We start from the raw sequence: 26,402 nt of genomic DNA on the forward strand, positions 1-26,402 counted from the left end.
GTGTAGTTTCTGATTGTTGTTGCGATACAAACCGCAACAATGCGATTCACCGTGATTCTGACTCACGTTCGATGGTTGCTGGTGCAGGAAACGTGTCATGGCTTCTGTCCGCGAAATCGCAAAGCAGGTTGGCGTGTCGGCCGCCACGGTCTCGCGAGCGTTGCGAGGGCACCCGGACATCAGCACGGGCACACGGCAGCGGATCGTGATGGCGGCCAACAAGGCGGGCTACGCCAGCCCTCGGATGGGAGCCATGGATAGCGAGCCGGGCGTGGCGATTGGGTATGTCTCGACCACGCCTTCGCCGGTGCTGTCGCTTTATGACTGCATGCTGCTCAACGGCACGCGTCGGGGTTTGCGTGGGGTCCAGGGATTGACCGGGACCGGGCTGGACGTGCAGTTCGTCGATCTGCATCGCGATAAGCCGGTCTCGGAGTCGTACACGGCGTTCTTCACGCGTCGTCGTCTGCAGGGCGTGGTGGTGCAGGTGGATGCGGATCACCGGGGCATCTGCCGTGCGATCACCGATGAGGGCTACCCGTGCGTCGCGCTGGCGGAGGAGTTTCCCGAGCCGGATGTGAGTTATGTCTGCTGTGATGCGTCGCGAGAGATCGGGATGATGATGGATCACCTGATCCAGCTTGGGCACGAGCGGATCGGTCTGGCGGTTCAGCGGCCGGACGACCACGACCACCACAATCGGATCTCGGGTTACGAGCAGGCGCTGCGTGAGCATGGCATCGAGCCGGACCCATCGCTGATCGTGCGCATCGCGCCGTCGCGTGAGGGGGGCGGTCATGCGATCAACGAGTTGATGAGTCGTCGTGAGCCGCCGACGGCGGTGTTCGTGGCCGATCCGTTCCCGGCGATTGGCGCGCTCTGTCGGGCGCACGAGATCGGTTTAGAGGTGCCCGGGCAGCTGTCTATCGTGGGATTCGATGACGGTCAGATGCGTCGTCAGGTGTATCCATTGCTGACGGCGGTGTGTCAGCCGACGGAGGAGATCGGTTCGCTGGCGGCGCAGTGGCTGAGCAAACGGATTCTGGGCGAGGTGCAGGAACCGCTTCGGCGGGTGCTGCCCGCGAGTTTTGAGGTGAATCAGACCACGGCGTCCCCGCCGGCGAAACCGGTGCGGATCGAGCCGAGTGGTCAGCGGATGCGGACCGGCTAACGCTGGTTGCGCAGGTTTTGGATCGTTTCGTGAATCGAAGCCCGGCACGCATGCTTCCCGCCGGCATGACCATCAGACCTTCACACCCGTGAGGGAGAAAGGACCCCGAGATTGTGAGACCCACCCGGCTTGATCGCTTTGTTTAGGTGTGTCTGCGGTTTTCGATTCAGTGTCTTTGTTTTCTTTGTGCTTCTGTTTCTGTTTTCACTTTTTTGTTTCTTCTAGAGGAGTTGGATGATGACCCGCACGAACCTGACCACGACCTTAGCACTGGCTGCTTTCACCGCTGGCTCCGTGACCGGCAGCGCTCTGGCCGCCGATACAACGCTGCTATTTGACTTCGGTAGGACGAATCTGCAGACCTCACCGGGCTGGAACAACGTGGTGCCGGCGACCACGGTGCTGTTCGCGACGTTCGACAGCAACAACAACCTGACACCGGTTGGTTTTGAGATCACCGATACGTTCTTCCAGATCGGTGAGCCTTCGAGTCTGGGAACGACGACGCCTGGCGGTGCAGCGGCGAGCTATCCCGGCACGGCGACGGACGATTACTTCTTCGGGCATGTGGCTGCCTTTGCCGGTGCCGAACCGAATCCCCTGGGCCAGTTCAAGCTTTTCAATCTCGATGCCGGTAACACCTACGACTTCACGTTCTTTGCTTCGCGGACGGGTGTGGGTGATATTCGTGATGCAAAGTACACAGTGAAGGGTGCTGCGTCCGCATCAGTCGTTCTTGATGCGGCCAACAACACCGATCAAGTAGCGGTGATCAGCGGTATTTCTCCCGATGGGAATGGCGAGATCTTCATCGACGTGGAGCCGGGACCCAACAACAGCAACACGGTTGGTTTTTACTACCTGGGCACGCTGGAGGTCGGCATCAATGCGATTCCGGAGCCGGCGTCAATCGGTCTGCTCGGTCTGGGTGCCTTGGCGCTGCTTCGCCGCCGTTGAATACGTCACATGTCCGGCAGCGTGCGGGCCCGTGGTGGTGCGGGCCTGCACGCCGGACCGGTTCCTGATTCCATCATTCTGTCATCTCTAAGGACGACCCATGTCACGTTTACGCACCTTGTTCACGGCGTCGATCGCTGCGTTGCTCGCAGCCGGTACGGCCTACGCCGAGCCGAAGACCGTGATGTTCTACGGCAACAGCTTCACGCTGGGCTTTGGCAGCACGCGATCGGTGAATGCTCTGTTTGAAGATATCGCCGTCGCTGCGGGCCACGAGGCTCCGACCGTCCGGTCTGCGGCGGCGAGCGGACAGGCGCTCGGTTGGCACGTCGCCAACAACACGGCCCCGCTTTTTGTCACGATCCCGTTATCCGAGGATTGGGATTTCATTGTGATGCAGGAGCACTCTTCCAAACTCACGCGGGCCTTCCCCGGCACGCCCGGGTACCCGGAGAGTGTGGAGAACTCGAAGGCTGATGCACTCGCACTCTACAACATCGCGAGTTCGCGGAGTTCGGGTGTGGTGCCGGTTTTCTACGAGACGTTTGCACGCAACTACGGTCATCCGTTCTATACGGGCAGCAATCCTGAGTTCCCGGGCGGGCCGCAGGAGATGCAGGCCGAGGTGCGGGCCGGTTATGAGATCCTGAAGAATCACCTCAACGACAACATCGGCAGCGACATCGCCAGGGTGGCTCCGGTGGGCACGGCCTGGGAGATCGGCGATTACGACCGGCTGCACTCGGCGGACAACTGGCACGCGCAGAACCGGGGCACGCTGCTCGCGGCGCTGGTGATCTACGGGACGGTCTACGAGGACCTGACGACATCGGATATCGATCTGACCTCGGTGCTGGCATCGGTGAATCTCACGGCGGAGGACGGTACGCAACTGACGTCCTGGGCCGACAGCGCGCTGGCGATTCCTGAGCCGGCTACCGCGGGTTTGTTGCTCGCTCTAGGTGCGCCGGTGCTACTTTGCCGACGACACTGATTGTTGTCCGGCCTTGACCAGGGATGCTCCTCTCACCGCTTCCGGCCTAAGGGCCGGGGCGGTTTTTTTGGATGTCTGTGGAGTGATTAGACTCTCGGCATGCGAATCCTATATCTCGATCTTGATGCACTGAATCCCTCTCATCTGGGTTGTTACGGGTACCACCGGAACACGTCGCCGACGATCGATGAGATTGCGTCTCAGGGGGTTCGTTTTGACAATATGTACTGCTCGGACGCGCCGTGTCTGCCGTCGCGGACGGCGTTCTACCAGGGTCGATTCGGGATTCATACGGGCGTGGTGGGTCACGGCGGGACGACGGCCGATCCGAAACCGCAGGGGGCGATTCGGGATTTTCGCTCGACCTATGAGGAGGACAGTTTTCCGCGACAGTTGCAGAAGCTGGGGTTTCATACGGCGATGATCTCGCCTTTCGGGCAGCGGCATGCGGCGCATCATTTCTACGCTGGCTTTCACGAGATGCATAACACCGGTCAGGGCGGGGCGGAGCCGGCGGAGGTGGTGCAGCCGGTGGTTGAGAAGTGGCTCAGGCAGAATGCCGCGCGTGACAACTGGTATCTGCACATCAATTTCTGGGACATCCACACGAATTACCGGGTGCCCGCGGGTTACGGGGAACCGTTTGCGGATGAACCCATCGCCGAGTGGTTCACGGACGAACTGATCGAGGAGCAGTTGCTTCGTGCGGGTCCTCATTCGGCGCTGGACCTTGGGATGTACGAGGACGCGGACCCGAATGAGTTTCCGCGTGTGCCGAAGCGGATCACGGATCGGGCTTCTCTGACGCACTGGATCAACGGTTACGACACGGCGATTCGCTACGTGGATGATCACATCGCGCGGATACTCGCGTTGCTGCGGGAAGCGGGGGTGGAGGACGAGGTGGCGATCATCATCTCTGCGGATCACGGGGAGAATCAGGGCGACCTGGGGATTTACGGGGAGCATGGCACGGCGGACCAGGCGACGTGTCGTATCCCGTTTGTGGTTCGTTGGCCGGGCGTCCAAGGGGGGGCAGCTAGTGAGGCGCTTTGCTATCACCTGGACTGGGCGCCGACCTGTCTGGCGTTGCTCGGCGATGAGGCCAGGGCGTTGACGCCTGAGGTTTGGGACGGCGCGAGTTTTGCGGATTGCCTGAGGGGGCGCTCGGCGGAGCATCGGCAGGAGCTGGTGCTGTCGCAGTGTGCGCACGTTGCGCAGCGGAGTGTGCGTTTCGATCAGGACGGCCATCGCTGGCTATACATCCGGACCTATCACGATGGTTTCCACCTGTTCCCCGAGCACATGCTGTTTGATCTTGCGACCGATCCGCACGAGTTAAACGATCTGGCGGACGCTTATCCGGAGGTGCTGCGCGAGGCGACCTGGCGGATGATGGCCTGGCACGACCGGGCGATGGCTAAGGTGGTTCGTGAACACCCGAGCGATGTCACGGACCCTCTTTACAAGACGCTGGCAGAGGGAGGCCCGCTGCACGCGCGTGCCGATCATCCGGTCGGTCGGCCGGGTGATCTGCGGGTTTATCTGAGACGGCTGGAGCAGACGGGGCGCGGCGACGCCGCGGCCTTGTTGCGTCAGAAGTACCTGGCGGATTAGATCGCGGTGGCTCAGGCCCCGACGTCATCCCTGCGGACGATGGCGGGCTCTGGTGTCGCGTTTCAGGGCGGCGAGCAGGCCGAGGCCGACGATGGCCGAGGTGGCGGGGGATGGGACGGCGGCGGCGTCGAAGCCGAAGTGCGTGGCGAGGATCGAGAGGTCGATGAGGTTGACGGCGCGGTCGCCGTTGAAATCGCCCTGCTGGTACTGGTCGGCAAAGGTTCCGAAGTGGGTGGCCAGGTTGGAGAGGTCGATGAGGTTGACCTTGCCGTCGAGGTTGCTGTCGCCCGGGCGGGAGCCGAGGCCGCGGGGGCCGATCCAGAGGTCGAGGTCGCCGGTGGTGATCTGGCCGTCGCCGGTGAGGTCGAAGGCGGGATCGTTGAGGGTGAGGGCCAGGTAGAGATCGGCCAGGTCGTCGGCGTCGAGGACGCCGTTGTCGTCGAAGTCACCTAGCAGATCGACCGCGCGGTACAGGCGGATGTTGTCGTAGCTGACCTTGCCGCCATCGGTATCTCTGAGCAGTTGCAGGGTCAGCGGCAGGCCGAAGAGTTCATCGTCGAGGGTGTGGGTGTTGACGACCAGTTGATACTCACGCAGCAGGCCGTTCGGGTCGTGCGGGGTTTCGTAGCTGGCGATGGCGGTGTCTCCGGCCAGTAGCCGTACCAGCCCGTCCACGAACACGGCCTGGTCGCTGCGCGCACCGGCGGCGAATCGGAGGGTGTAGGCCGAATTGGGTTCGAGGGTGACGTTGAGCGTCTGCTCGAAGCCGACGAGCTGGCCGGTCACGTCCTGGTTGGATGCGTCGACAAAGGAGCCGAGGTAGGCGAGCTGCGGGCCGTCCATCGCGCCGTTCTGAGCGTCTCCGTTGGTGTTGGGGAAGTCGGGTCCGAAGAGCTGGTTGTCGTCGGGGTTGGCGACGCCTGCGTTTCGGAGTTCGAGGCCGCTGAACCAGCTCCAGCCGGTGGGTGTTCGGAGGGCGGCCCGGCTCGGATCGCCAGAGGTGTTGTCGGGCACGGCGTCGATCTCGAAGCTGGGATTCAGGACGAGCAGGGGCTGGCCGGCGTCCCGGGTGTCGAGGACGAAGCCCGAGGGCAGGGGGGCGCTGGTGCGTTCGAGGTCGCGGTGCAGCCGAACGCGCAGTGCTTCGGTTCTTCGGAGGTGCTGGGCTTCGAGATCGGTGGTCTCGCTGAGGTCCTGCGCGAGGTTGAACAGCTCGATGCCGCCATGCTCGTAACTCTGGATGAGTTTCCAGTCGTCATCGATGATCGCGCCGCCGGGTCGGCCGCCCTGATTGGAAAAGTGGGGGTAGTGGATGACGAGCTCGCGCTCGCCGCGGTCGGGTGCCGGTCCGCCGGCCAGTGATTGGCTGAAGTCGACGCCATCGAGCGGCTGGTCGGGCAGGGGGACGCCGGCCCTGGCGAGCAGGGTGGGGAAGAGGTCGTGGCTGACAACGGCGGTGGTATCGACGCCCTGAGCGACGGTCGGCCCGGTCAGCAGCATGGGCACGCGTATGCCGCCTTCGTAGAGCGTGCCTTTGCCGTTGCGGAGTGGGGCGTTCATGTCGTCATCGGCGAAGTTGCCGAAGTCGGGGATGGCGAGCCCACCGTTGTCGGAGGTAAAGACGACGTAGGTGTTGTCGGCGACGCCCTGATCGACCAGCGCCTGCCGGATGGCTCCGAGGGAGATGTCGACGGCTTCGGTCATGGCCGCGTAGGTCGCGAGCTCGTCTTTCTGGAAGCTGGTCAGCTCGCCGAACTGTGCGTAGGTGTTGGCGTCGAGCTTGGTGTGGTACTTATTGAAGAGCGCAGCGGTCGGCGCTTCGAAGGGCACGTGAACGCCGTAGTGCGAGAGGTCGAGGAAGAAGGGCTGGTCTGCGGTGACGGAGCGCTCAATGAAGCCGACGGCCTCGCGCGTCAACCGATCGGTGAGGTACTCGCCGGCGAACGCAACGCCTGCATCCGGCAGCCCGGTGGCCCAGTCGAACCCGCCCTGGCTGTCGGCGAACCAGGTGTTGGGAAGTCCCTGTCCGGCCCCGCCGTAGTTCTCGTCGAAGCCGTGCTGGGTCGGCCTCGAGCCGAGATGCCATTTGCCGGCGTAGCCCGTGGCGTAGCCGGCCGAACGTAGCGCCTCGGCGATGGTCGTCGGCGAGCTGGGCAGCGATGATCGGTACGAGAAACCGGGTGTCTGCGGGCCGCCGATGAACTGCGTGACCCGGTGCGTGCCGGTCGACTGCCCGAGCATCAGGCTGGCCCGGGTGGGCGAGCAGACCGGCGAGGAGGCGTAGGCCTGGGTGTAGGTACGGCCGTCCGCGGCCATGTCTCGGAGGTGGGGTGTTTCGAAGAAGGCGTCGGTGTCGCCCCGGATCCCCGCGAACTGGTTGGCGTAGTCGAGGTCGTTGTCGATCCAGCCGAGGTCGTCGACGAAGAAGACCACCAGGTTGGGAGGTGGAGTCGGATCAGCTGTGACCGAGCCGGCGGCGAGGCCGGCGGCAGCTGAGGCAGCCAGGAACGTCGAACGCAGGTGAGGCATGAACAACAGACTCCGCGACGGTGCCGCATCGGGGTTCGGAGGTGGGACAGCGGGGCCCTGTGTGACCGAAGTACCCTCTCCTTTGAACGTACCACCGGATGGGCGCAAAACCAGCCCAATACGGGGGATAGCGTTATCCCGGTTCTGGCGGAGTTGGGCTAGATGTGATTCAGAGACAAGCGGTGGGGGTGGGATTCGAACCCACGGAACGGGAAACCCGTTCGCCGGTTTTCAAAACCGGTCCATTCGACCACTCTGGCACCCCACCGGGGGTTGACGGGCCCGCTTGGCCGCCGGGGAGGCGGGTTCGCCGGAGGCTGGGGGCTCGTCTGGGTCGGGTGTAGTTTACTCATCCGGCCCTGGTTCGCGGGGTGGTGGCCGGGGATTCCGGGCGTCTCGCGCCAGCTCTCCACGGGCTTTCCACCCGTTGGGGAAAAAGATGGGCTCGGACGGGCCGGTTGACTTGACAGCCAAGCTGTAGCGGATAATGTACGCGGCTCGCCAAAAGGGGCGGCCAGCCGGTTTCGACCGGCCGCACCAAGCCTTAAAGCGGGCAGCCCGGACGCCGGGTGAGCTCTTTGACAAGTGGATTTGCTGGGTATTGCAATTGTTTGTGATACCGAGTTGCGATGCGTTCTGAGGATTGAAGAATGCTTGTCCCCGACGTTGTGCGGTTACAGTTTGGCCGTGTCGGGGATCACTGTGTGTCAATCGTGCACAGCGGATCTCGTCGATCTAAATGAGAGTGAAGGCCTCCCCGGCCGTAAGCTCGACTGGCGATCGGAGTGATTAAGCTACTAAGAGCGTGTGGTGGATGTCTTGGCGTTGAGAGGCGATGAAAGACGTGGGAGCCTGCGATATGCCCAGGGAAGGTGGCAACCAACCTGTGATCCTGGGATTTCTGAATGGGGAAACCCGGCCGTAAGGTCATCTGCACCCGAATGCATACGGTGTAGAAGCGAACCTGGTGAACTGAAACATCTAAGTAGCCAGAGGAAAAGAAAGAAACCTCGATTCCGTCAGTAGCGGCGAGCGAAAGCGGACAAACCCATAGCATAGTGAACGGTCTGGAAAGGCCGGCCATAGCAGGTGACAGCCCTGTAGCTAGGTAGTGGGGTAGCCCTTGAGTAGCATCGGGCCCGTGAAACCCGGTGTGAATATGGGGGGTCCACCCCCCAAGGCTGAATACTACTCAACGACCGATAGTTGACCAGTAGAGTGATTGAATGATGAAAAGTTCCCCGAAAGGGAAGTGAAAAGTACCTGAAACCACACGCTTACAAGCGGTCGGAGCCCTTCGGGGTGACGGCGTGCCTCTTGCATAATGAGCCCACGAGTTAGCCTCTACGGCAAGGTTAAGGTGTACACCACCGGAGCCGAAGCGAAAGCGAGTCTTAACCGGCGTCGAGTCGTAGGGGTTAGACGCGAAACCTTGTGATCTACCCATGGCCAGGTTGAAGGGAAGGTAACACTTCCTGGAGGACCGAACCCGTTAACGTTGAAAAGTTATGGGATGAGCTGTGGGGAGGAGTCAAAGTCTAATCAAACTGGGAGATATCTCGTTCTCCTCGAAATAGTTTTTGGGCTAGCCTTGCGTGACAGCGAACGGGGGTAGAGCTACTGATAGGGGCTGGGGGGCTACCCGCCTACCCACCCCTCCCAAACTCCGAATACCGTTCGCTTTTGTCGCAGGAGTCAGACTGCGGGTGATAATATCCGTGGTCAAAAGGGAAACAACCCAGACCGCCAGCTAAGGTCCCTAATAGAATCTCAGTTCTTAAGGAAGTCAGGGTGCCGTGACAGCCAGGATGTTGGCTTAGAAGCAGCCACCATTTAAAGAGTGCGTAATAGCTCACTGGTCGAGGACTCTGGCGCCGATAATGATCGGGAATAAGATTCTAACCGAAGCTGCGGGCTACTTATGTAGCGGTAGAGGAGCGTTCCAGGCAGCATTGAAGCGAAACGGGCAACGTTTCGTGGAGCGCCCGGAAGTGATTATGTGGGTTTGAGTAACGATAATGCTGGTGAAAATCCAGCACGCCGAAAGTCTAAGGTTTCCTGGGGAAGGTAAATCCGCCCAGGGTTAGTCGGCACCTAAGGCGAGGCCGAAAGGCGTAGTCGATGGACAGCAGGTTAATATTCCTGCACCGCGTTGTAGGTTGAAGCACCGTGACGGATTCTGAAGGTCATGCGCCCCACTAGATGGGCGTTGCCGCAAGGCTAAGGGCTAGATCCCGATGATGGCTGAACGAGTCCCAAGAAAAGCCGGTGTGGACGAAAACGTGGCCGTACTAAAACTGACACAGGTAGACGTGGCGAATAGCCTCAGGCGCTCGAGAGAACGGTTGTTAAGGAATTAGGCAAATTCACCCCGTAAGTTCGCGATAAGGGGGCCCTAACCTTCGGGAAGGGCGCAGAGAAAAGGCTCTGAGAACTGTTTATCAAAAACACAGGACTGTGCTAACTCGCAAGAGGATGTATACAGTCTGACGCCTGCTCGATGCCGGAATGTCACGGAAGTAGGTTAGCTTCGGCGAAGCTTACGACCCAAGCACCGGTCAATGGCGGCCGTAACTATGACGGTCCTAAGGTAGCGAAATTCCTTGTCGGGTAAGTTCCGACGCGCATGAATGGCGTAATCATTGGAGCACTGTCTCAACAACCGACTCGGTGAAATAGAAGAAGCGGTGAAGATACCGCGTACCCGCAGCAAGACGGAAAGACCCCGTGAACCTTTACTGTACGCTGATACTGGCCAGAAATTTGTTCTGCGTAGGATAGGTGGGAGGCTTTGAACCCGAGATTCCGGTCTCGGTGGAGCCATCCTTGAAATACCACCCTGATCACATTTCTGACCTAACCACGACCCGTGAATCCGGGCGAGGGACCCTGTCAGCCGGGCAGTTTGACTGGGGCGGTCTCCTCCTAAAAAGTAACGGAGGAGCGCAAAGGTCAGCTCAGCACGGTTGGAAACCGTGTGTCGAGTGTAAGAGCACAAGCTGGCTTTACTGCGAGACATACTCGTCGAGCAGTTACGAAAGTAGGCTCTAGTGATCCGGTAGTCCCGTGTGGAAGGGCTATCGCTCAACGGATAAAAGGTACTCCGGGGATAACAGGCTGATCGCTCCCGAGCGTCCATAGCGGCGGAGCGGTTTGGCACCTCGATGTCGGCTCGTCGCATCCTGGGGCTGAAGGCGGTCCCAAGGGTTGGGCTGTTCGCCCATTAAAGCGGCACGCGAGCTGGGTTCAGACCGGCGTGAGCCAGGTCGGTCCCTATCTGCTGTGGGCGTAGCAATTTTGAGAGGATTCTACTTTAGTACGAGAGGATTAGGTAGGACGCACCCCTGGTGTGCCGGTTGGCTTGCTAAGGCCATCGCCGGGTAGCTAAGTGCGGCAGGGATAACCGCTGAAGGCATCTAAGTGGGAAGCCCCCCTCAAGATAAGAATTGCACTGAGACCCCCGGGAGACCACCGGGTTGATAGGCCGCAGCTGTAAGGGCAGAGATGTCCTCAGGTGAGCGGTACTAACGGTCGATTGCTTAGTCATTCCGATCACCAGCCGAGCAACACGCTCGACTCTGATCGGAATTCCGAAGCATTTTTCACACTCACAACGCACCCAACTGGGTACAAATCGCTGGTCATCCAGACTCGATCCCAACCCCGAGTCGATCAGCACCTCAAGCAAACACAAGCACCGGACCCCGTGTTCGGCACACAGCAAATCCACCCACCGTGGCGGCAGGTTAAGTCCTGTCGCCACGCTTGTCGGTGACCATAGTGACAGGGTCACACCCGATCCCATCCCGAACTCGGAAGTTAAGCCTGTCACGCCGATGATACTGCCACCGCGGGAAAGTAGGTCATCGCCGACTTTAAGGACCCTGTTAGCCTAAAGCTGACAGGGTCCTTTTTTATGCGCACCGCTAAGACGAACTCACTTCAACCCGTCATCGGCATCGATCTCTCCGCCGCCCGCGACGCCGGCCGCAAGACCTGGATCACACAGGCCACCTGGGACAGCTCATCCTCTGAGTTAAGCGTTCGCGAGGTGTCTGCCGCCTCCGACCTGCTGAAGGTCCCGGCCGATCCCGACCGCCTCTTCCCGGCGATCGTTGATTTCTTGCGCGAGCAGTCATCCTCGCTGGTCGCGATCGACGCCCCGCTCTCGTTGCCGTTTGCTGCCATGCCCGATGGCTGGCACTCAGCCATGATCGAGGCTCCGGTCAAGTACCCGACCCCGGAGGACCTCCGCTCCCAGCTCCGCGAAACCAAGCGCGAGACCGACCGCGAATCGAAAACACCCATGGCCCCGGGCAACCTCCGGCTCTACCGACAGACTCACGCCGCCGTCACCCGCCTGGTCCACCCGCTCATCACCCAACAGGCCGTCAGGGTGTTCCCGCTCGAAAAAGCCAGCTCCGCTCTTCCCACCCTCGTCGAAGGCTGTCCCGCCTCACTGCTCAAGGCCTACAAAGACACCCTCCCGCTCAAGCCCTACAAGGGCAACAGGCCCGAGCACCGCGAACAACGTCAGGCCATCCTCGCCTGGCTCAACCAGCAGGTCCTAATCGACATCCACAAGCCGTTGGCACAGCGTGTCCTCGACAACTCGGGCGGGGACGCCCTCGACAGCCTCCTCTGCGCCAGCATCGCCGCCGGAACGCTGTTGATGCTGACCCAGCCGGTCGCTCCCATCCACCGCCAGGAAGGCCGGGTTTTCTACCGGCTGCCCGAGGCCCCCACCGGCTGAGTCCGGCCACGATCACCGGTCGATTGCACCATCTCCCGATCGAGCTCGGCCCACATCCGCCCGGCTTGGTTGTCGAAGGTCAGCCGGAATCGCTTGAGAAACGCATTCCCGATCCGCCCGACCGGTACCGGCGCACTCCGAAACGACTCGGGCGGCGCCGCGAAGGTCGCCTGCACGTCCACAAACCGCTTGCCGAACACCGCCAATGACGTCACCCAGGCCTTCCGGCCGATGACGACCCCGCCGACGCCGCGGTTCATCGACGGCGCCGTGACCGAGGTTGACAGGATGTCCGGCCATCGGCTCGCCAGTTCGATCGGCAGCGACAGCATCTCATCGGCCCCGGTGTCGAGCACCAGCCAGATCCGCCGGCCATCACCCAATTCGGCCTCGACCGTCGGCAGGTGCCTGAAACGGATCAGCCGGATCGGCTGCAGCCCTTCGGGCACCGAGAACGACTCCCTCCGATGGAAGACCAGCTCCCGTGCCGGCCCATCGATGGTGAAAGGCACCTCGGCCAGCGTCGTGTAACCCAGAATCCCATCGAGCCGGCTCCGCCGATGCCGATGCAGGCTCCTCATGTTCAGCCCCGCCACCCGCCGCTTCGACAGCGTCATCTCCCCGACCGCCAGCGAATCCATGTCGTAGTACGCAAACCGCTCGCGTCCCGCGATGCCGATCGCCGTGCCCCCGCCATTGGCTTCGAGTTCGAGCCGACGCACCACGCCGAGGTCGGCCGCCATCAAGGCCGCGCCCGTATCCACGAGGAACGTCCCGACATCGACCCCGTTGATCTCCACCGGTGCCCGGAAGTAACGTCGGTCGCGCAGCAGCGGCACCGTCACCTCCTCCGGCATCTCCGCGTTCGCCGCGAGCACATGTGGATCGCGATCCACGCCGCCAACAGGCCGGCATCCGGCCATGAGGGCCAGACAGCCGACGATCACGACTACCCGGAGACACCAGGCGGATCGGAGCAGAGATACGCTAGAAAAAACCACGTCCCGATGGTACGCCAGCCGTGTCCTGACTGTTCAGACAGGCCGTCGTCTGATCGCCTGAAGCAACATGGAGAATGGTTACCGCGGGGGGTGGAGGGAAGCGAGGAGCGGGGAAAAGGGGGGGGTCAGGCGAGTTTGCGTCGTAGCCAGTCGGCCGCCGCATCGAACAGGCAGACGCTGATCGCCAGGGCGACGATGATCACCAGCACGACGTGCCAGTTGCCCCACTCGACCGCGAGCCGGAGGTCGTAACCCACCCCGCCGGCGCCGACGACGCCGAGCACGCTCGCAGCCCGAAAGTTGTATTCGAGCATGAACACACAGCTCGACGCGATCGCCAATCGGCTCGCCGGCCAGGTCGACGACCAGAAGGCCTCCCAGCCCGACATCCCCAGCGACCGCAGCGCCGTCGAGACCCGGTCGTCCGCCGACTCGAAGGCCTCGTAAAAGAATTTGGTCAGGTACCCGGTCGAGTAGGCCGCCACGGCGATGATGCCCGGCAGCGCTCCGAGCCCGAAGGCCGCCACGCAGAGCAGCGCCCAGAGGATCGACGGCACCGACCGGATCACGTTCAGCATCAGCCGCACCGGCGTCCGGATCCAGCCCGTCGTGACGCCCCGCGCCGCCAGGCTCGCCAGGGGCAGCGACCAGGTCACCGCCGCCACCGTCCCGAGGATCGCCATCGCCAGGGTCTCCAGCAGCGCCTGCCCGAGCCGGCCCCAGGAGATCGCCGCCAGTTCACCGGCCGTCGGCACGGCCCGCTCGATGAACGCCAGCAGATTCGTGACCGATCGCCCCGCATCCACCTGCTGCAGGTCGGTCATCCAGCCGGCCCAGCCGAGCACCAGCAGCCCGCCACCCGCGATCGCCGTCCACATTGCCACCCGCCGCCAGGCCGCCGGCTCCTCCATCGCCGAGGCGACGGCCAGGCCCCGGCCCATGCCTTCCGGGCAGGTCCCGCAGTCCTGCCGATCCTCCGCCGAGCGCATCACCGGCAGTCGCGTCGGGTCATCCTCCACGCAGGCCTCGGCCTCGATCGCATCCCCCGAACACAACTCGCCCCGACGCAGCGCGACGACCCGGTCCGCGTACGCCGTTGCCAGCTCGCGGTCGTGCTGCACGCTCACCAGCGCGATCTGTTCCTCCCGGCAGACCTCGCGGAGCAGCTGCATGACCGCCTCGGCCGACCCGCTGTCGAGGGCCGACACCGGCTCATCGGCGAGCACGATCTTCGGCTCGGCCATCAGTGCCCGCGCGATCGCAACCCGCTGCTGCTCCCCGCCAGAAAGCCGATCGACACGCACCCCGGCCCGCTGTTCGAGCCCGACGCGCCTGAGCCAGAGCGTCGCCCGCCCGACCAGCGAACGCCGCTGCCAGACACGCGCCCAGCCGCCACATGTCGCCGCCGCGCCGTGCAGCACGTTCGCCAGAGCCGTTGCCCGCTCAACCAGCCGGTAATCCTGATAGACCCTCGCGACCCGACCCTCCCGCTGCACCCGTCCGGCGTCGGTCGCCACGTCCCCGCCCAGGCAGCCAAGCAGTGTCGACTTCCCGCTCCCCGATGGCCCGACCACGGCGACGTGCTCTCCGGCGTGCACCGCCAGATCGACATCCGCCAACGCAATCACGCCCCCCTCGAACACCCGCCGAACCCCGCTGCAGCGCAGCACCACCCCGCCCACCGAAGCCGGCTGGCGCTCCCGGTCCACCCGGTTGCGAACCATGATGGGAGCAGTGACCGACGCCGTCATCGATTCAGGTCCGTCAGCGGCAACCCGGTCGCCTCGACGGCCGCCACCGCCGCCGACACGTGCGCATCCTCATCCGTCTCGACCATCCGCGCCGTGCCGTAGACATCACTCAGCAACTCAGGCGACTCGGCCCCCAGCTTCAGCAGCGCCTGCTTGATCCGCTCGGCCCATTCCTCCGACAAGCCCGAGCGCACACACACGACGTGCGTCGGCACGCCAGGCGTCCGGGCCAGCACCCGCAGCTGCGTTCGCTCGGCCTCGGTCAGATACACATCCGCCCGCGGCCCCTCCACCGTGTAGAAACTCACCGCCGCCACATCGGCCCGGCCATCCAGCACCTCGCGCAGAGCCTGTGCGTACCCGCCGCCATACGACACCTGCCCGAACACCTCCGATGGCTCCTGACCCGCGGCCAGAATCTCTTCCTGCACCAGACGCAGCCGGGGGAACACGTACCCGCTGGTGCTCGTCGGGCTCGTGAAACAGAAGCGCACCTCACCGGCCTGCGCCTTGAGGTCATCCAGATCCTGCAGATCGCTATCGACCGGCACAACCATCAACGAGTCGTACTCGGTCCGGGTCACGCCCTGCAGGTCGGTCCGCTCCTCGGCCAGCAGCAGCCGGGCCCCGCCATCCCGCCGAGCGAGCAGAAAAGGCAGGCTGCTGACATACGCCACATCCGCGGTCTGACTCACCAATGCCTGCACCGAGGCCGAGTAGTCACCCGGCACCACAACCCGCACCGGCACGCCCAACTCGGCTTCCAGCGCCGTCCCGACCTGCGCCGCGGCCTCCCGCAGCGCATCCGGCTCTTTCTGCTTCTGGAAGATGAACGTCAGCTCGCCGATGGCCTCGGTCTCAGCGGATATCTCCCCCACCTCGCGCTCACCGCAGCCAAAGCCCGAAACAGCCCCGATCAGCAGGCCGCAAACCGCCGCCGATCGCCAAAAGTTATTGAGACGCAGTTTCATTAACAGAATATAGCACACCCAGAGCCCCCATTGCCACCCGCCCCCTCATTCTTCGATCACTCCCACTCGATCGTCGCCGGCGGCTTGCTCGAAATGTCGTAAACCACGCGGTTCACACCCCTTACCTCGTTGATAACCCTGTTCGAGATCGTCGCCAGCACGTCGTAAGGAATCCGGGCCCAGTCCGCCGTCATGAAATCCTGGCTCTCGACGGCCCGCAGCGCGATCACCTGCTCGTGCGTCCGCCCATCCCCCATCACCCCGACGGCCCGCACCGGCAGCAGCACCGCGAACACCTGCGCCGTCGATCGATAGAGATGGTTCGCCACGATCTCCTCCAACAGGATCTCATCCGCCTCCCGCAGGATCGCGAGCTGATCCTCCCGCACCTCGCCCAGGCAACGCACGGCCAGCCCCGGCCCAGGGAAGGGATGCCGCCAGACCATCGCGTCCGGCAGCCCCAGCAGCGCCCCGAGCTGCCGGACCTCATCCTTAAAGAGCTGCCTAAACGGCTCCACGAGCTCAAACCCAAGCTGCTCGGGAAGCCCGCCTACGTTGTGATGCAGCTTGATGTTCGCCGCCTGCCCCGAGTGCCCGTGCCCCGACTCGATCACGTCGGGATAGAGGGTTCCCTGAGCCAGAAACCCGACGCCCTCGATCCCATCCGCCGCCTCCTTGAACACCTCAATGAACCGATGCCCGATCCGCCGCCGCTTCTCCTGCGGATCCACAACCCCCGCCAGATCACCCAGGAACTGCGCTCCCGCATCGATCACCCTCAGGTCCACATCGAAGTGCCCCCGGAACGTCGCCTCCACGAAATCCCTCTCGCCCTTCCGTAGCAGCCCGTTATCGACAAACACGCACGTCAGCCGATCACCCAGCGCTCTGGACAGCAGCGCCGCCGCCACCGACGAATCCACCCCACCCGACAACCCGCAGATGACCCGTCCGTCCTCGCCCACCTGCTGCCGGATCTGATCGATCGCAATATCAACGAAGTTGCTCATCCGCCAGTTGCCAGCGCAACCGCACGCCCCAAACAGAAAGTTGCTGAGAATCTCCGCGCCGTGAGGCGTGTGTGTGACCTCCGGATGAAACTGCAACCCGTAAAACGCCCGGTCCCGATGCCGCACCGCCGCATACGGACAGGTGTCCGTCGTCGCCAGCGGGACAAACTCATCCGGCAGCTCCGCCACCTGATCGCCATGGCTCATCCAGACACTCGTGTCCTGCGGGATCCCCTTCAGCAGCCCGTTCGCATGCTCGCACGCCACATGCAGTTTCGCCCGCCCGTACTCTCGGGATTGTGCTGGGGCCACCTTCGCCCCCAAGAGTTCGCAGCCGATCTGCATCCCGTAGCAGATCCCCAGCACCGGCACCCCCAGCTCAAACAAAGCCGGATCGCATCGCGGAGCCCCCTCCTCATACACACTCGACGGCCCGCCCGAGAGAATCACGCCCTTCGGCCTGACCCGTCGAAGCCCTTCAACAGGGGTATCCGGGCTTACGAGCACCGAGTACACCCCCGCCTCACGTACCCGCCTCGCGATCAACTGCACGTACTGCGACCCGAAATCGACGATCGGCACCACCTCGCCATAAAGCGACTCAGGAATCTCCGCCAAAGCCGCCGATACCGCCTGCGCCGTCGTGCTCATGCTCAGCCTCATCTCAAAACGGGGAATCGGACATGTTAGTCACTCGCCACCGATCGTCGAGCCGATTTATGATGAAGGCAGGGAAACGCACGTCTAGCAAGGAATCTTGATATGCTTTCAGCTATAGAGTCGCTCCAGACCCAGGTCGCACAGGAACAAGCCTCTAAGCGGCCCCTGCCAGAAGGGTGTGTCACCGTGTACGCCATCGCCTTCGACATGGACACCCTGGCGCTCGAAGAAACCTACGGCCAACAGGACTGGCGTCGAGCCTACCGAGACATCGCCGATGTGCTTGAGGGCTATGGCTTTAGCTGGACACAGCACTCGGTCTACTTTGGCGGGGAATCCGTCAACGCCGTCACCTGCGTCATGGTCGCCATCGAACTCGCCAGACGATTTTCCTGGTTTGAGGCTTCGGTCAGAGACATCCGGATGCTCCGGATCGAGGAACTCAACGATCTCGGGCCAGCGGTCCGCAACGCAGGACGTGCCCCAGACCTTTTCGATGGCCGATGACGCCTGGGCCCGTAAAAACCACTATCTTCCACCCGTGAACACCGTCGATCTCCAACTCCCGCCCGTCCAGCACAGCTATCAGATCCACATCGCACCGGGTCTGCTCCAGTCCCTTGGCGACCACGTCAGAGCCGTGGCCCCGCACCGCCAGGCCGCCCTCATCGTTGACGAAGCCATCGAAACCGACATCGGTCGGCCCGCTGCACAGTCGCTCCAGGCCGCCGGCTTCGAGACCACCGTCGCCGTGATGACGCCCACCGAGAAGAAGAAAACCCTCGGCACCGTCCGCTCGCTCTACGAGGTCCTGCTCCAGAACCGGCTCGAACGCCGATCGCCCGTCATCGCCCTGGGCGGCGGGATCACAGGCGACACCGCCGGCTTCGTCGCAGCCTCCTACCTCCGGGGCGTGCCCTTCATCCAGTGCCCGACCACCCTCCTCGCCATGGTCGATGCCTCCGTTGGTGGGAAGACTGGCGTCAACACCACCCACGGCAAAAATCTCATCGGGGCTTTCCACCAGCCGCAGCTCGTCCTCTGCGACACCGACACCCTCAGCTCGCTCCCGCCACGCGAACTCCGCGCCGGACTCGCCGAATGCGTCAAGCACGCCGTCATCCGCGACCCCCAGCTCTTCACCTGGATCAGCGAGAACGCCGACCGCATCCTCAACCTCGATCCCGATGCCCTCGTCGAACTCATCACCCGCAACGTCCGGATCAAGGCCGCTGTCGTCGAGGAAGACGAAAAAGAGTCAGGCGTCCGCGCCCACCTCAACTTCGGCCACACCTTCGCCCACGCCATCGAAGCCGCATCGGCCTATGGCAGGATCAAACACGGCGAGGCCGTCAGCCTCGGCATGGTCGCCGCCACGCGCATGGCCATCGCCATCAAGCTCTGCCACCCCTCTCTCGAATCACAACTCGTCGCGCTGCTCGACAAACTCGAACTGCCCACCTGGAACGACGACCTCCCCGTCACCGCGATGCTCATGAAGGTCATGGCGATGGACAAGAAAGTCGCCGACCGCCAGATCCGCTTCATCCTCCCGACCCAAATCGGGCAGGTCGTCATCAACGCCGACCCCACCCCCGAGCAGGTCGCCGCCGCCTGGGAAACCCTCCGCGAAGCCCCCGGGCCCTGATCACCAGCCGTTAGTCGTTCAGATATCCGCCATCCCGGGCTAGGATGAAGCCATGGAGTTTGAATCCTCGGTAGACCTCCGCCCGCGCACCGACCTCGTTCCCCTGATCGATGTCGTCTTTCTGCTGCTTACCTTCTTCATCTACGCCATGACCACGATGGTCCGGGCCGACCTCCTGCCTGTCGAACTCACGCCCGTCCAGCAGGGCCAGGCGGCCAACACCCCGCCCATGATCGCCATCACCATCGATCACGAGGGCAACCTCTTCCTCGACCGTCAACCCGTCGCACTCGATGACCTGCGCACGACCCTTGAAGCGATCATCCCCGAAGACCAGCGAGCCAACGTCTTTGTCGCGCTCGAAGAAGCACCCAACCAATCGACAGCCGACACCATCGACCGCGCACCGATCCTCCTGCGCACCATCGAACAACTCCGGGCCGCAGGCATGGACGAGGTCGCTGTGGTCGGCGCACCCGGCAACTGAAACACACCGCCATGCAGGCCGTCAGCCCCACCAGCCCTGTTTTGGATGACCACGGCTCCCGCCTGCTGCTGGCGTTGCTGATCTCCGTCTGCCTGCACGGCCCGATCTTCCTGCTCGTCCAGGCCAGCGAATCGCCGACCGAAGCCGCCGCCACAGAACCCGAGCCCACCGAATCAGAACCCGAGACGATCAAACCCGGCGACGCCGAACCCTCGCCCACCCGCATCGCATGGATCTCCTACGACACCTATCAGCAACTGCTGGCTCGCGAGAGCTCCACCCGTCAGCCTGCCGTTCAGGCCACCGCGACACCAGTCCCGGGCGCGCCCATGAACGTCACGCCCACCGCCGAGGCACCGACGCCATCAGCGTCCACGCCTCCCTCGCCTCAGATGCCGACCACATCCGAAGCCACCGTGGATCCGGTACCGGCCGACCCTCTGCCAAACGGACAGACCGATGAGCTGACGCAGCCCCCTTTGCTGCCCGAGCCCGCCCCGGCCTCACAGCCGCCATCACCACAAGCCATCCCACCCGCCCCACCCGGACCCGACCGGCCCACCTCGCTCCCGCGCACAACCAGAGAGGCCCCGCCTACGAACTTGACACCGGCGCTAGCTATCCAGCCCGGTCGCGTCCTCGCCCGAGAGGGCTTGAGGATCGACACGGTTGCCCCCCGCTTCACCATCGCCGCACGGTCGATCATTCCCTCACGCAATCCCGTCGCCCTCATCACTTTCGACACCCAAGGCGTCGCCACCCACGTCACCTTCCTCCGCTCCACCGGCCTCGCGATCCACGACGGACCTATCGAGCGTTCGCTTTACCGCTACCGCGCCAGCGGGTCCCTCATCGACAACGCCACCACACCCATCAGCTTCGAGATCACCCTCCTGCTGCTGAGACCATCACAAGCTCAGGAACAGGACAGCCCGGATGCAGAAAACAACGACTGAACCCAAAGCTAGATCGGTTCACGCGGCCTGACGCCGTGTGCCGATCTTCCTCAGCGACGACAGCGCCGCCCGATACCCCGGATTCACCACCAGCGCCCGGCTCAGCGCATCGATCGCCCCGGCGCGATCACCCACGGCCAGGTCGGCCTGCGCCAGGTGATACCAGGCATCCGCGTGCCCCGGTTTCCGCCGGGCTTCACTCAGCAGCGCCCGTGAGCTGTGAACCATCAGCCGCTCCCAGGCCGTCGCCGATGAGCCATCCAGTTTCATCCGTTCGATGCTCCGCCAACGATCGCCGCGAGTCGCAGCGTCCTCGGGTGTCCCGCCCGCGTTCAGCTTCTCCTGCATCATCCCGGGCACCACACGCGCCAGGCAGGCACCGACCCGATTCGACCCGCCTTCGGGATCCAGTTGACGCAGCCGCGCGATCGCTTCGCCCGCCACCCCGCGACGGCCAGTCACCCAGCCCACCGCCGCCAGCACGGCCCAGGCCTGTGTATACGTCTCGTCCTCACGCGTTACCCGCCAGGCCGTCCAGCCCGCCGAGACCCAGTCGCCCCGCGCCAGCTGCACCTCAGCCAATCGCGTGCGCAGGCTCACCGACGCCTCGATCTCCAGCGTCGCTCGCAGCCCCGTCTCCGCACCATCCAGATCGCCGACGCGCTCCGCGCAGTACGCCGCCTCTTCGATCATCCCGACCGTCGCACGACGGTCACTCGCGACATCCTTGTACTGCTCATACGCCTCGCCCAAGCGACCGGCACGCATCAGCAGCCGTGCCAGCAGATGCCGCGATGCCAGCGCACCACCCTCCGCCAGTTGAGCTTGGAGTCTTTCGATCGCCCGATCCAACCCCGCCCGATCACGTTCCGCAGGATTCATCATGACACCAGATCCTTCGCTAAGCGACGCGCCAAGACCGAGTCCGGCTCACGCTCCAGCCAACGCTGGAGCATCCGCCGAGCCGATCCCCGCCGTCCATCATCGGCACGCCGACGGATCAGAGCCGCCCGCACGTCCCGATAACCCGGCTGCGCACGCACCGCCCGGGTCAGCACAATCCGCGTCGGCTCTTCGCTGGCAGCCGAATCCTCCAACTCCGAAAGCACCAGCGCCAGCGGGATCGAAGCCCGGTCCAGCTTCAGACCGCGTTCGGCCCACGCTCTCGCCGACGCCCGGTCGCCAGCCAGCAGCGCCAACCTAGCCAGCCCCTGACAGAGCTGCAGCCGGTTCTCCCGGTCTTCGGTCTGGTCATAGGCCGACGAGCCCGCTCGACGCACCAGCGCCAGCAGCCGCTTGTCCATCCCGGCATCCAGCGCTTTCACCAGCGTCAGGATGACGCCCGGACGAGCCGTCAGCTCTTCCGCGACCGATCTCTCCGCCTCCGCCCCGTGGTCCAGATCTTCCCAGAGGCCCGCCACGGCCGACTCAGGCGGGCGCCCCTCCAGAGCTCGCCTGAGCACGGCCGTCTCCGATGCCATCTCTCCACACCGCCCCGAAGCCTGCTCCATCATCAGGTCCGATAACGCCAGCTCCGCCCCCAGCCGATCCCCACAGAAGCACTGATCCAGCACCCGCGTCAGCTCGCGCTCCGCCCAGCTACCGGTTGTCTCGGACTTGGCCTTCATGTTCTGCATCCATCGATCCTCAATCGTGGCCGGCCCTGTCGAAAACGCTGCCGCATCGACCAGACCACCGACGCCTCACAATCCCCCAAGGCGTATCGACCGTTACAACCCCCCACTCAACCCAGTTCGAACCACGAAATCACCGACGCAAGCAGAACGCTACCCCCGCAGCTCGCTCACCAGCACGAAGTTGTCCCGATGAACCACCTCGGTAAACCCCGGATGGCCCAATAACTCGGCGAACGACGAGGAATCCTTCCCCATGATCTTCCGCGACTCCTCCGAGCTGTAGTTAATCAGCCCCCGACCCAGCTCCCGCCCGTGCGGGTCGCGCACCACCACCACCGCGCCGCGCTCGAACCGGCCCGTCACCGCCGTGATTCCCTTCGCCAGCAGGCTCTTACCCCGCTCGGTCATCGCCGTCGTGGCCCCAGCGTCGACACTTAGCGTCCCGTCCGGCCGCTTGGTCAGACCGATCCACCGCCGCCGGCTCTCCATCCGCCGCTCACTCGGCTGGAAAAACGTCCCGATCCGCTCGCCCGCCACCAGCCGCAGCAGCACATCCTCCCCGCCCTCCGCTGGCCGGCCCGGCGCAATCACCGCCACCTCCCCGGCGTCCGTCACCAGCCGGGCCGCCTCCAGCTTCGTCGCCATCCCGCCACTGCCCCACTCGCTGCCGCCCTGACGCACGAGCCCGATCCGCTCGGTCACATCCTCCACCAGGTCCACCACCTCCCCGCGATCATCCAGCAGCCCGTCGACCGTCGTCAGAATAATCAGCGCCTCCGCCGCCAACGCATTGGTCGTCAGCGCCGCCAGCAGATCGTTATCCCCAAACCGGATTTCATCCACCGCCACCGAGTCGTTCTCGTTCAGCACCGGGATGCAGCCCAGCTCGTGCAGCTTGGTCACACAGTTCCGGATATTCAAGAACCGCTCGCGGTCATCAAAGTCCTGCCGTGTCAGCAGCAACTGACCCACCCGAAGCCCATGCTTCGCCAGCGCATCGTGCAGGTACGTCATCAGCCGCCGCTGGCCCACAGCCGCCGCCGCCTGCAACCCCGCCACATCGCCCGGCCGCTCGGTCAGGCCCAGCTCCGCACACCCCGCACCGACCGCGCCACTCGAGACCAGCGTGATCACATACCCCCGCTTGCTCAGCGTCCCGATCTGATCGGCCAACCCCTTGATAAAAGCCTCATCCAGACCCGGATCACCCCCGCCGCTACGCGTCAGCAGCGCCGTCCCCACCTTCACCACCAGCCGCCGCGCCGGTACCAACCGCTCCTGTCGCAAACTCATCGACGGCATCAAAAAGACTCCACGCCCTCAGCCAGCAATCGCTCGATCACGAGCGCATGACGCTCCGTCGCGCCCTGACGCGACAGAATAACCCCACGACCCGCCGCCGCCATCGCCGCCCGCGCCGCCTGGTCCCCCAGCAATCCCGCCACCTCCCGGCCCGCCGCCTCCACATCGTCCGCCAGCTTCAACCCACCCGCATCCACCAGCGCCTCCACCACCTCTAGGAAGTTCCGATGATCCGGCCCCATCACCACCGGCCTGCCCAACGCCACCGGCTCGATCGGGTCCGACCCACCCCACCCGTTGAAACTCCGGCCCACCACCACCACGTCCGCCAACGCATACGCCTTCCGCAGTTCCCCCAGCGTATCCAGCAGATAGATCGTCCCCATCGCGTGCGCCTCCCCCTCGATCCCAAACGCCTCCGCCGACCGCTTCACCCCCCGATCATCTGTGCGACCCCCATCCACCCGGCTCCGCTGCACCACCTCCCAGCCCGCATCCGCCAGCGCCCAGGCCACCTCCTCAAACCGCTCCGGCTTCCTCGGAACCACCACGATCTGCACCTCCCCACAAGCCCGCCGGATGGCCTCCGCCAGCGCCACTTCTTCATCCACCCCCGTCGATCCCAGCACCACCACCGGCCGCGACCGATCCAGCCCCATCGCTGCCCGCAGCTCCTTCGCCCCCTCCACCTTCTCCGCCACCTCCGCCGTGTCCCACTTCATCGTGTCCAGCACCACCACTCTCTCCGCCGGCACCCCCATCTCAATAAACCGATCCGCATACGCCCGCGTCTGCGCCCCCACCCCCGCCAGCTTCCCGAACGTTCCCTTCAGCAGCCACCGCAGCCGACGATACCCCCGGATGCTCTTATCACTCAGCCGCCCATTCACCACCGCCACCGGAATCCCCCGCTTCCGACACCCCTGCACCAGGTTCGGCCACACCTCCAGCTCCGCCGTCACCACCACGTCCGGCCGCACCCGATCCAGCACCCGAGCCACCGCCCAGGTGAAATCAAAGGGATACCGCACCACCCGCTCCGCCCCGAACAGCGACACCGCCCGATCCAAACCCGTGTTCGTCGTCGCCGCCACCACCACGTCGTGATCCCGTGAGAGCCGCTCGACCAGCAGCCGGATCAGATTCACCTCGCCCAGACTCACCGCATGGATCAGCACCCGCTGCCGACCCTCAGCCTTCGGAATCGACACGCCCCTCCCGAACCGTCCATCCCAATCCATCGGCCCCTTCCCCCGCCGCCCAAGCAGCAGCCAGGGCGACGCCGCCACCAACCCCAACCCGTAAGCCAGATCCAGCATCCGTCCCATAGCCGTTCATGATCCCCGATCCCGACACATCCTGCATCGCCACTACAATCCGCCCCATGACCACCCCCAATTTCTACATCACCACCCCGATCTACTACGTCAACGCCAGCCCCCACATCGGCCACATCTACACCACGACCATTGCCGATGTCCTCGCCCGCTACCACCGGCTGCTAGGCGACAACGTCCACTTCCTCACCGGCACCGATGAGCACGGCAAAAAAGTCGCCGACGCCGCCCGCGAAAAAAACATCACCCCCCAGGCCTTCGTCGACGCCGTCTCCGCCGAGTTTCAGGCCGCCTTCGCCGAGATGAAGTTCACCCATAACGACTTCATCCGCACCACCCAGCCACGCCACGAAACCCTCGTCCAGACCTACATCAAACAGCTCATCGACTCAGGCGACGTCTACCTCGGCGAATATGAAGGCTGGTACGACGAAGGCCAGGAGGAATACGTCACCGAAACCAACGCCCGCACCCAGGACTACAAGTCCGCGATCTCCGGCCGCCCCCTCACCAAAGTCAAAGAGAAGAACTACTTCTTCCGCCTCAGCAAATACGAAGACCGGCTCAAAACCCACATCGAAAACAACCCCCAGTTCATCCAGCCCGATGCCCGCCGCAACGAAGTCCTCGGCCGCATCCGCGACGGCCTCAACGACATCGCCATCAGCCGCTCCACCGAGCCCTGGGGCGTCCCGATGCCAGGCGATGCCGAGCACTCCATCTACGTCTGGATCGACGCCCTCTTTAACTACCTCACCGCCGTCGAAGCCGAGAACCGCTCGGAGTTCTGGCCCGCCAACCTCCACGTCGTCGGCAAGGAAATCCTCTGGTTCCACGCCGTCATCTGGCCCGCCATGCTCATGGCCCTCGATAAGCCCATCTACCACCAGCTCTACGCCCACTCCTTCTGGATCGCCGAAGGCCGCAAGATGTCCAAGTCCCTCGGCAACTTCATCGACTTCCCCAAACTCCAAACCTACGCCAACGACTTCGGCCTCGACGCCGTCCGCTGGTTCCTCACCCGCTATGGGCCCATGGCCGCAACCGACGCCGACTTCTCCCACGACGCCTTCATCGAGGCCTACAACCAGGACCTCGCCAACACCATCGGCAACTCCACCTCCCGCGTCACCAACATGCTCAACCGCTACCTGAACGGCACCATCCCCGGGGACCAGGGCGAGCCCGACGACACCCTCCAGAAGGCAGCCGTACAAGCAGTGGACCAGTTCCGGGGGGGGATGCAGACCCTCAAGCTCGCCGACGCCCTCGCCAACGGCCCCATCGCCCTCGTCCAGGAAGTCGACGGCTACATCGAGCGCACCGCCCCCTTCAAGCTCGCCAAAGACCCCGCCAACCTCCCGCAGGTCGGCGGCATATTGGCCAACTGCGCCGAAGCCCTCCGCATCGCCTCGGTCATGCTCCACCCCGTCATCCCCCACCAGATGACCGAACTCTGGAACCGCTTCAACCTCCCCTACGCCAGCCAGCTCGAAGCAGGTGAGACCGCGTTTAATGCCTGGACCGAATGGGGGGGGCTCAAGCCGGGCGACACCCTCTCCCAGGGCGACCCCCTCTACCCCCGCTATAACCCGCCCAAGGCCTGACCGCCCAGCGGCCC

Annotated in this window: 19 protein-coding genes, 1 tRNA gene and 2 rRNA genes; 12 read left to right on the forward strand and 10 right to left on the reverse strand. The window is 63.9% G+C overall.

The window, feature by feature from the left end; all coding sequences use genetic code 11:
• Window positions 1-97: 97 nt before the first annotated feature.
• From ACQZAB_RS07040 to ACQZAB_RS07055, 4 genes are all read left to right on the forward strand, one after another.
• A complete protein-coding gene (locus tag ACQZAB_RS07040) occupies window positions 98-1,171 on the forward strand; it encodes a LacI family DNA-binding transcriptional regulator (protein WP_428388352.1) in 1,074 nt (357 codons plus the stop codon).
• A 237-nt stretch (window positions 1,172-1,408) separates the two neighbouring features.
• Window positions 1,409-2,128, forward strand: coding sequence for a PEP-CTERM sorting domain-containing protein (locus ACQZAB_RS07045; RefSeq protein ID WP_428388354.1), 720 nt, complete (start codon window positions 1,409-1,411; stop codon window positions 2,126-2,128).
• 100 nt (window positions 2,129-2,228) lie between these two features.
• A complete protein-coding gene (locus ACQZAB_RS07050; protein ID WP_428388356.1) occupies window positions 2,229-3,122 on the forward strand; it encodes a hypothetical protein in 894 nt (297 codons plus the stop codon).
• 99 nt (window positions 3,123-3,221) lie between these two features.
• On the forward strand, window positions 3,222-4,739 hold the full coding sequence (locus tag ACQZAB_RS07055; RefSeq protein WP_428388358.1) for a sulfatase family protein: 1,518 nt from the start codon (window positions 3,222-3,224) through the stop codon (window positions 4,737-4,739).
• Window positions 4,740-4,763: 24 nt separating this feature from the next.
• Here the strand turns inward: ACQZAB_RS07055 and ACQZAB_RS07060 are convergent, their stop codons facing one another.
• Entirely contained in the window at window positions 4,764-7,268 is a 2,505-nt protein-coding gene (locus ACQZAB_RS07060) for a sulfatase-like hydrolase/transferase (RefSeq protein WP_428388360.1), read from the reverse strand.
• 180 nt (window positions 7,269-7,448) lie between these two features.
• Window positions 7,449-7,536: transfer RNA gene (locus tag ACQZAB_RS07065), tRNA-Ser, on the reverse strand.
• Between the two features lie 519 nt (window positions 7,537-8,055).
• On the opposite strand from ACQZAB_RS07065, the gene ACQZAB_RS07070 reads away from it, so the two are divergent.
• From ACQZAB_RS07070 to ACQZAB_RS07080, 3 genes are all read left to right on the forward strand, one after another.
• A 23S ribosomal RNA gene (locus ACQZAB_RS07070) occupies window positions 8,056-10,815 on the forward strand.
• A 220-nt stretch (window positions 10,816-11,035) separates the two neighbouring features.
• Window positions 11,036-11,143: ribosomal RNA gene (gene rrf / locus ACQZAB_RS07075) — 5S ribosomal RNA — on the forward strand.
• A gap of 41 nt (window positions 11,144-11,184) precedes the next feature.
• Window positions 11,185-12,021 carry a DUF429 domain-containing protein gene (locus ACQZAB_RS07080; protein WP_428388362.1) on the forward strand — a complete coding sequence of 279 codons (837 nt, stop codon included), beginning with the start codon at window positions 11,185-11,187 and terminating at the stop codon, window positions 12,019-12,021.
• Here the strand turns inward: ACQZAB_RS07080 and ACQZAB_RS07085 are convergent.
• From ACQZAB_RS07085 to guaA, 4 genes are all read right to left on the reverse strand, one after another.
• Entirely contained in the window at window positions 11,991-12,968 is a 978-nt protein-coding gene (locus tag ACQZAB_RS07085) for an aspartyl protease family protein (RefSeq protein ID WP_428388364.1), read from the reverse strand. The two genes, ACQZAB_RS07080 and ACQZAB_RS07085, sit on opposite strands and share 31 nt — an antisense overlap.
• Before the next feature lie 179 nt (window positions 12,969-13,147).
• Window positions 13,148-14,773, reverse strand: a complete 1,626-nt coding sequence (locus ACQZAB_RS07090) for an ATP-binding cassette domain-containing protein (protein WP_428388365.1) — start codon at window positions 14,771-14,773, stop codon at window positions 13,148-13,150.
• Window positions 14,770-15,744: a phosphate/phosphite/phosphonate ABC transporter substrate-binding protein gene (phnD, locus tag ACQZAB_RS07095; RefSeq protein ID WP_428388367.1), complete on the reverse strand. Its 975-nt coding sequence runs from the start codon at window positions 15,742-15,744 to the stop codon at window positions 14,770-14,772. The genes ACQZAB_RS07090 and phnD overlap by 4 nt, the downstream gene beginning before the upstream one ends.
• A 56-nt stretch (window positions 15,745-15,800) precedes the next feature.
• Window positions 15,801-17,405, reverse strand: coding sequence for a glutamine-hydrolyzing GMP synthase (gene guaA, locus ACQZAB_RS07100; protein ID WP_428388369.1), 1,605 nt, complete (start codon window positions 17,403-17,405; stop codon window positions 15,801-15,803).
• A 111-nt stretch (window positions 17,406-17,516) separates the two neighbouring features.
• On the opposite strand from guaA, the gene ACQZAB_RS07105 reads away from it, so the two are divergent.
• From ACQZAB_RS07105 to ACQZAB_RS07120, 4 genes are read left to right on the forward strand one after another with little or no spacing between them, the layout of a single operon-like run.
• Entirely contained in the window at window positions 17,517-17,921 is a 405-nt protein-coding gene (locus ACQZAB_RS07105) for a virulence factor (RefSeq protein WP_428388371.1), read from the forward strand.
• 34 nt (window positions 17,922-17,955) lie between these two features.
• Window positions 17,956-19,062, forward strand: a complete 1,107-nt coding sequence (aroB, locus tag ACQZAB_RS07110; RefSeq protein WP_428388373.1) for a 3-dehydroquinate synthase — start codon at window positions 17,956-17,958, stop codon at window positions 19,060-19,062.
• Window positions 19,063-19,114: 52 nt separating this feature from the next.
• Window positions 19,115-19,549, forward strand: coding sequence for an ExbD/TolR family protein (locus tag ACQZAB_RS07115; protein ID WP_428388375.1), 435 nt, complete (start codon window positions 19,115-19,117; stop codon window positions 19,547-19,549).
• 11 nt (window positions 19,550-19,560) lie between these two features.
• Window positions 19,561-20,505, forward strand: coding sequence for a hypothetical protein (locus ACQZAB_RS07120; RefSeq protein WP_428388377.1), 945 nt, complete (start codon window positions 19,561-19,563; stop codon window positions 20,503-20,505).
• 18 nt (window positions 20,506-20,523) lie between these two features.
• On the opposite strand, the gene ACQZAB_RS07125 is transcribed toward ACQZAB_RS07120, so the two are convergent.
• From ACQZAB_RS07125 to ACQZAB_RS07140, 4 genes are all read right to left on the reverse strand, one after another.
• Window positions 20,524-21,387: a tetratricopeptide repeat protein gene (locus ACQZAB_RS07125; RefSeq protein ID WP_428388378.1), complete on the reverse strand. Its 864-nt coding sequence runs from the start codon at window positions 21,385-21,387 to the stop codon at window positions 20,524-20,526.
• Window positions 21,387-22,142 carry a tetratricopeptide repeat protein gene (locus ACQZAB_RS07130; RefSeq protein WP_428388380.1) on the reverse strand — a complete coding sequence of 252 codons (756 nt, stop codon included), beginning with the start codon at window positions 22,140-22,142 and terminating at the stop codon, window positions 21,387-21,389. The genes ACQZAB_RS07125 and ACQZAB_RS07130 overlap by 1 nt, the downstream gene beginning before the upstream one ends.
• Before the next feature lie 150 nt (window positions 22,143-22,292).
• Window positions 22,293-23,435 carry a glutamate 5-kinase gene (gene proB, locus ACQZAB_RS07135; protein ID WP_428388382.1) on the reverse strand — a complete coding sequence of 381 codons (1,143 nt, stop codon included), beginning with the start codon at window positions 23,433-23,435 and terminating at the stop codon, window positions 22,293-22,295.
• An 8-nt stretch (window positions 23,436-23,443) separates the two neighbouring features.
• On the reverse strand, window positions 23,444-24,772 hold the full coding sequence (locus ACQZAB_RS07140) for a 3-deoxy-D-manno-octulosonic acid transferase (RefSeq protein ID WP_428388384.1): 1,329 nt from the start codon (window positions 24,770-24,772) through the stop codon (window positions 23,444-23,446).
• 56 nt (window positions 24,773-24,828) lie between these two features.
• Here ACQZAB_RS07140 and metG point away from each other — a divergent pair, with 56 nt between their 5' ends.
• Window positions 24,829-26,388 carry a methionine--tRNA ligase gene (gene metG / locus ACQZAB_RS07145; protein WP_428388386.1) on the forward strand — a complete coding sequence of 520 codons (1,560 nt, stop codon included), beginning with the start codon at window positions 24,829-24,831 and terminating at the stop codon, window positions 26,386-26,388.
• The last annotated feature ends 14 nt before the right edge of the window (window positions 26,389-26,402 follow it).

Origin of the sequence: Mucisphaera sp. (assembly GCF_965279675.1) — a bacterium.
GTDB lineage: Bacteria > Planctomycetota > Phycisphaerae > Phycisphaerales > Phycisphaeraceae > Mucisphaera.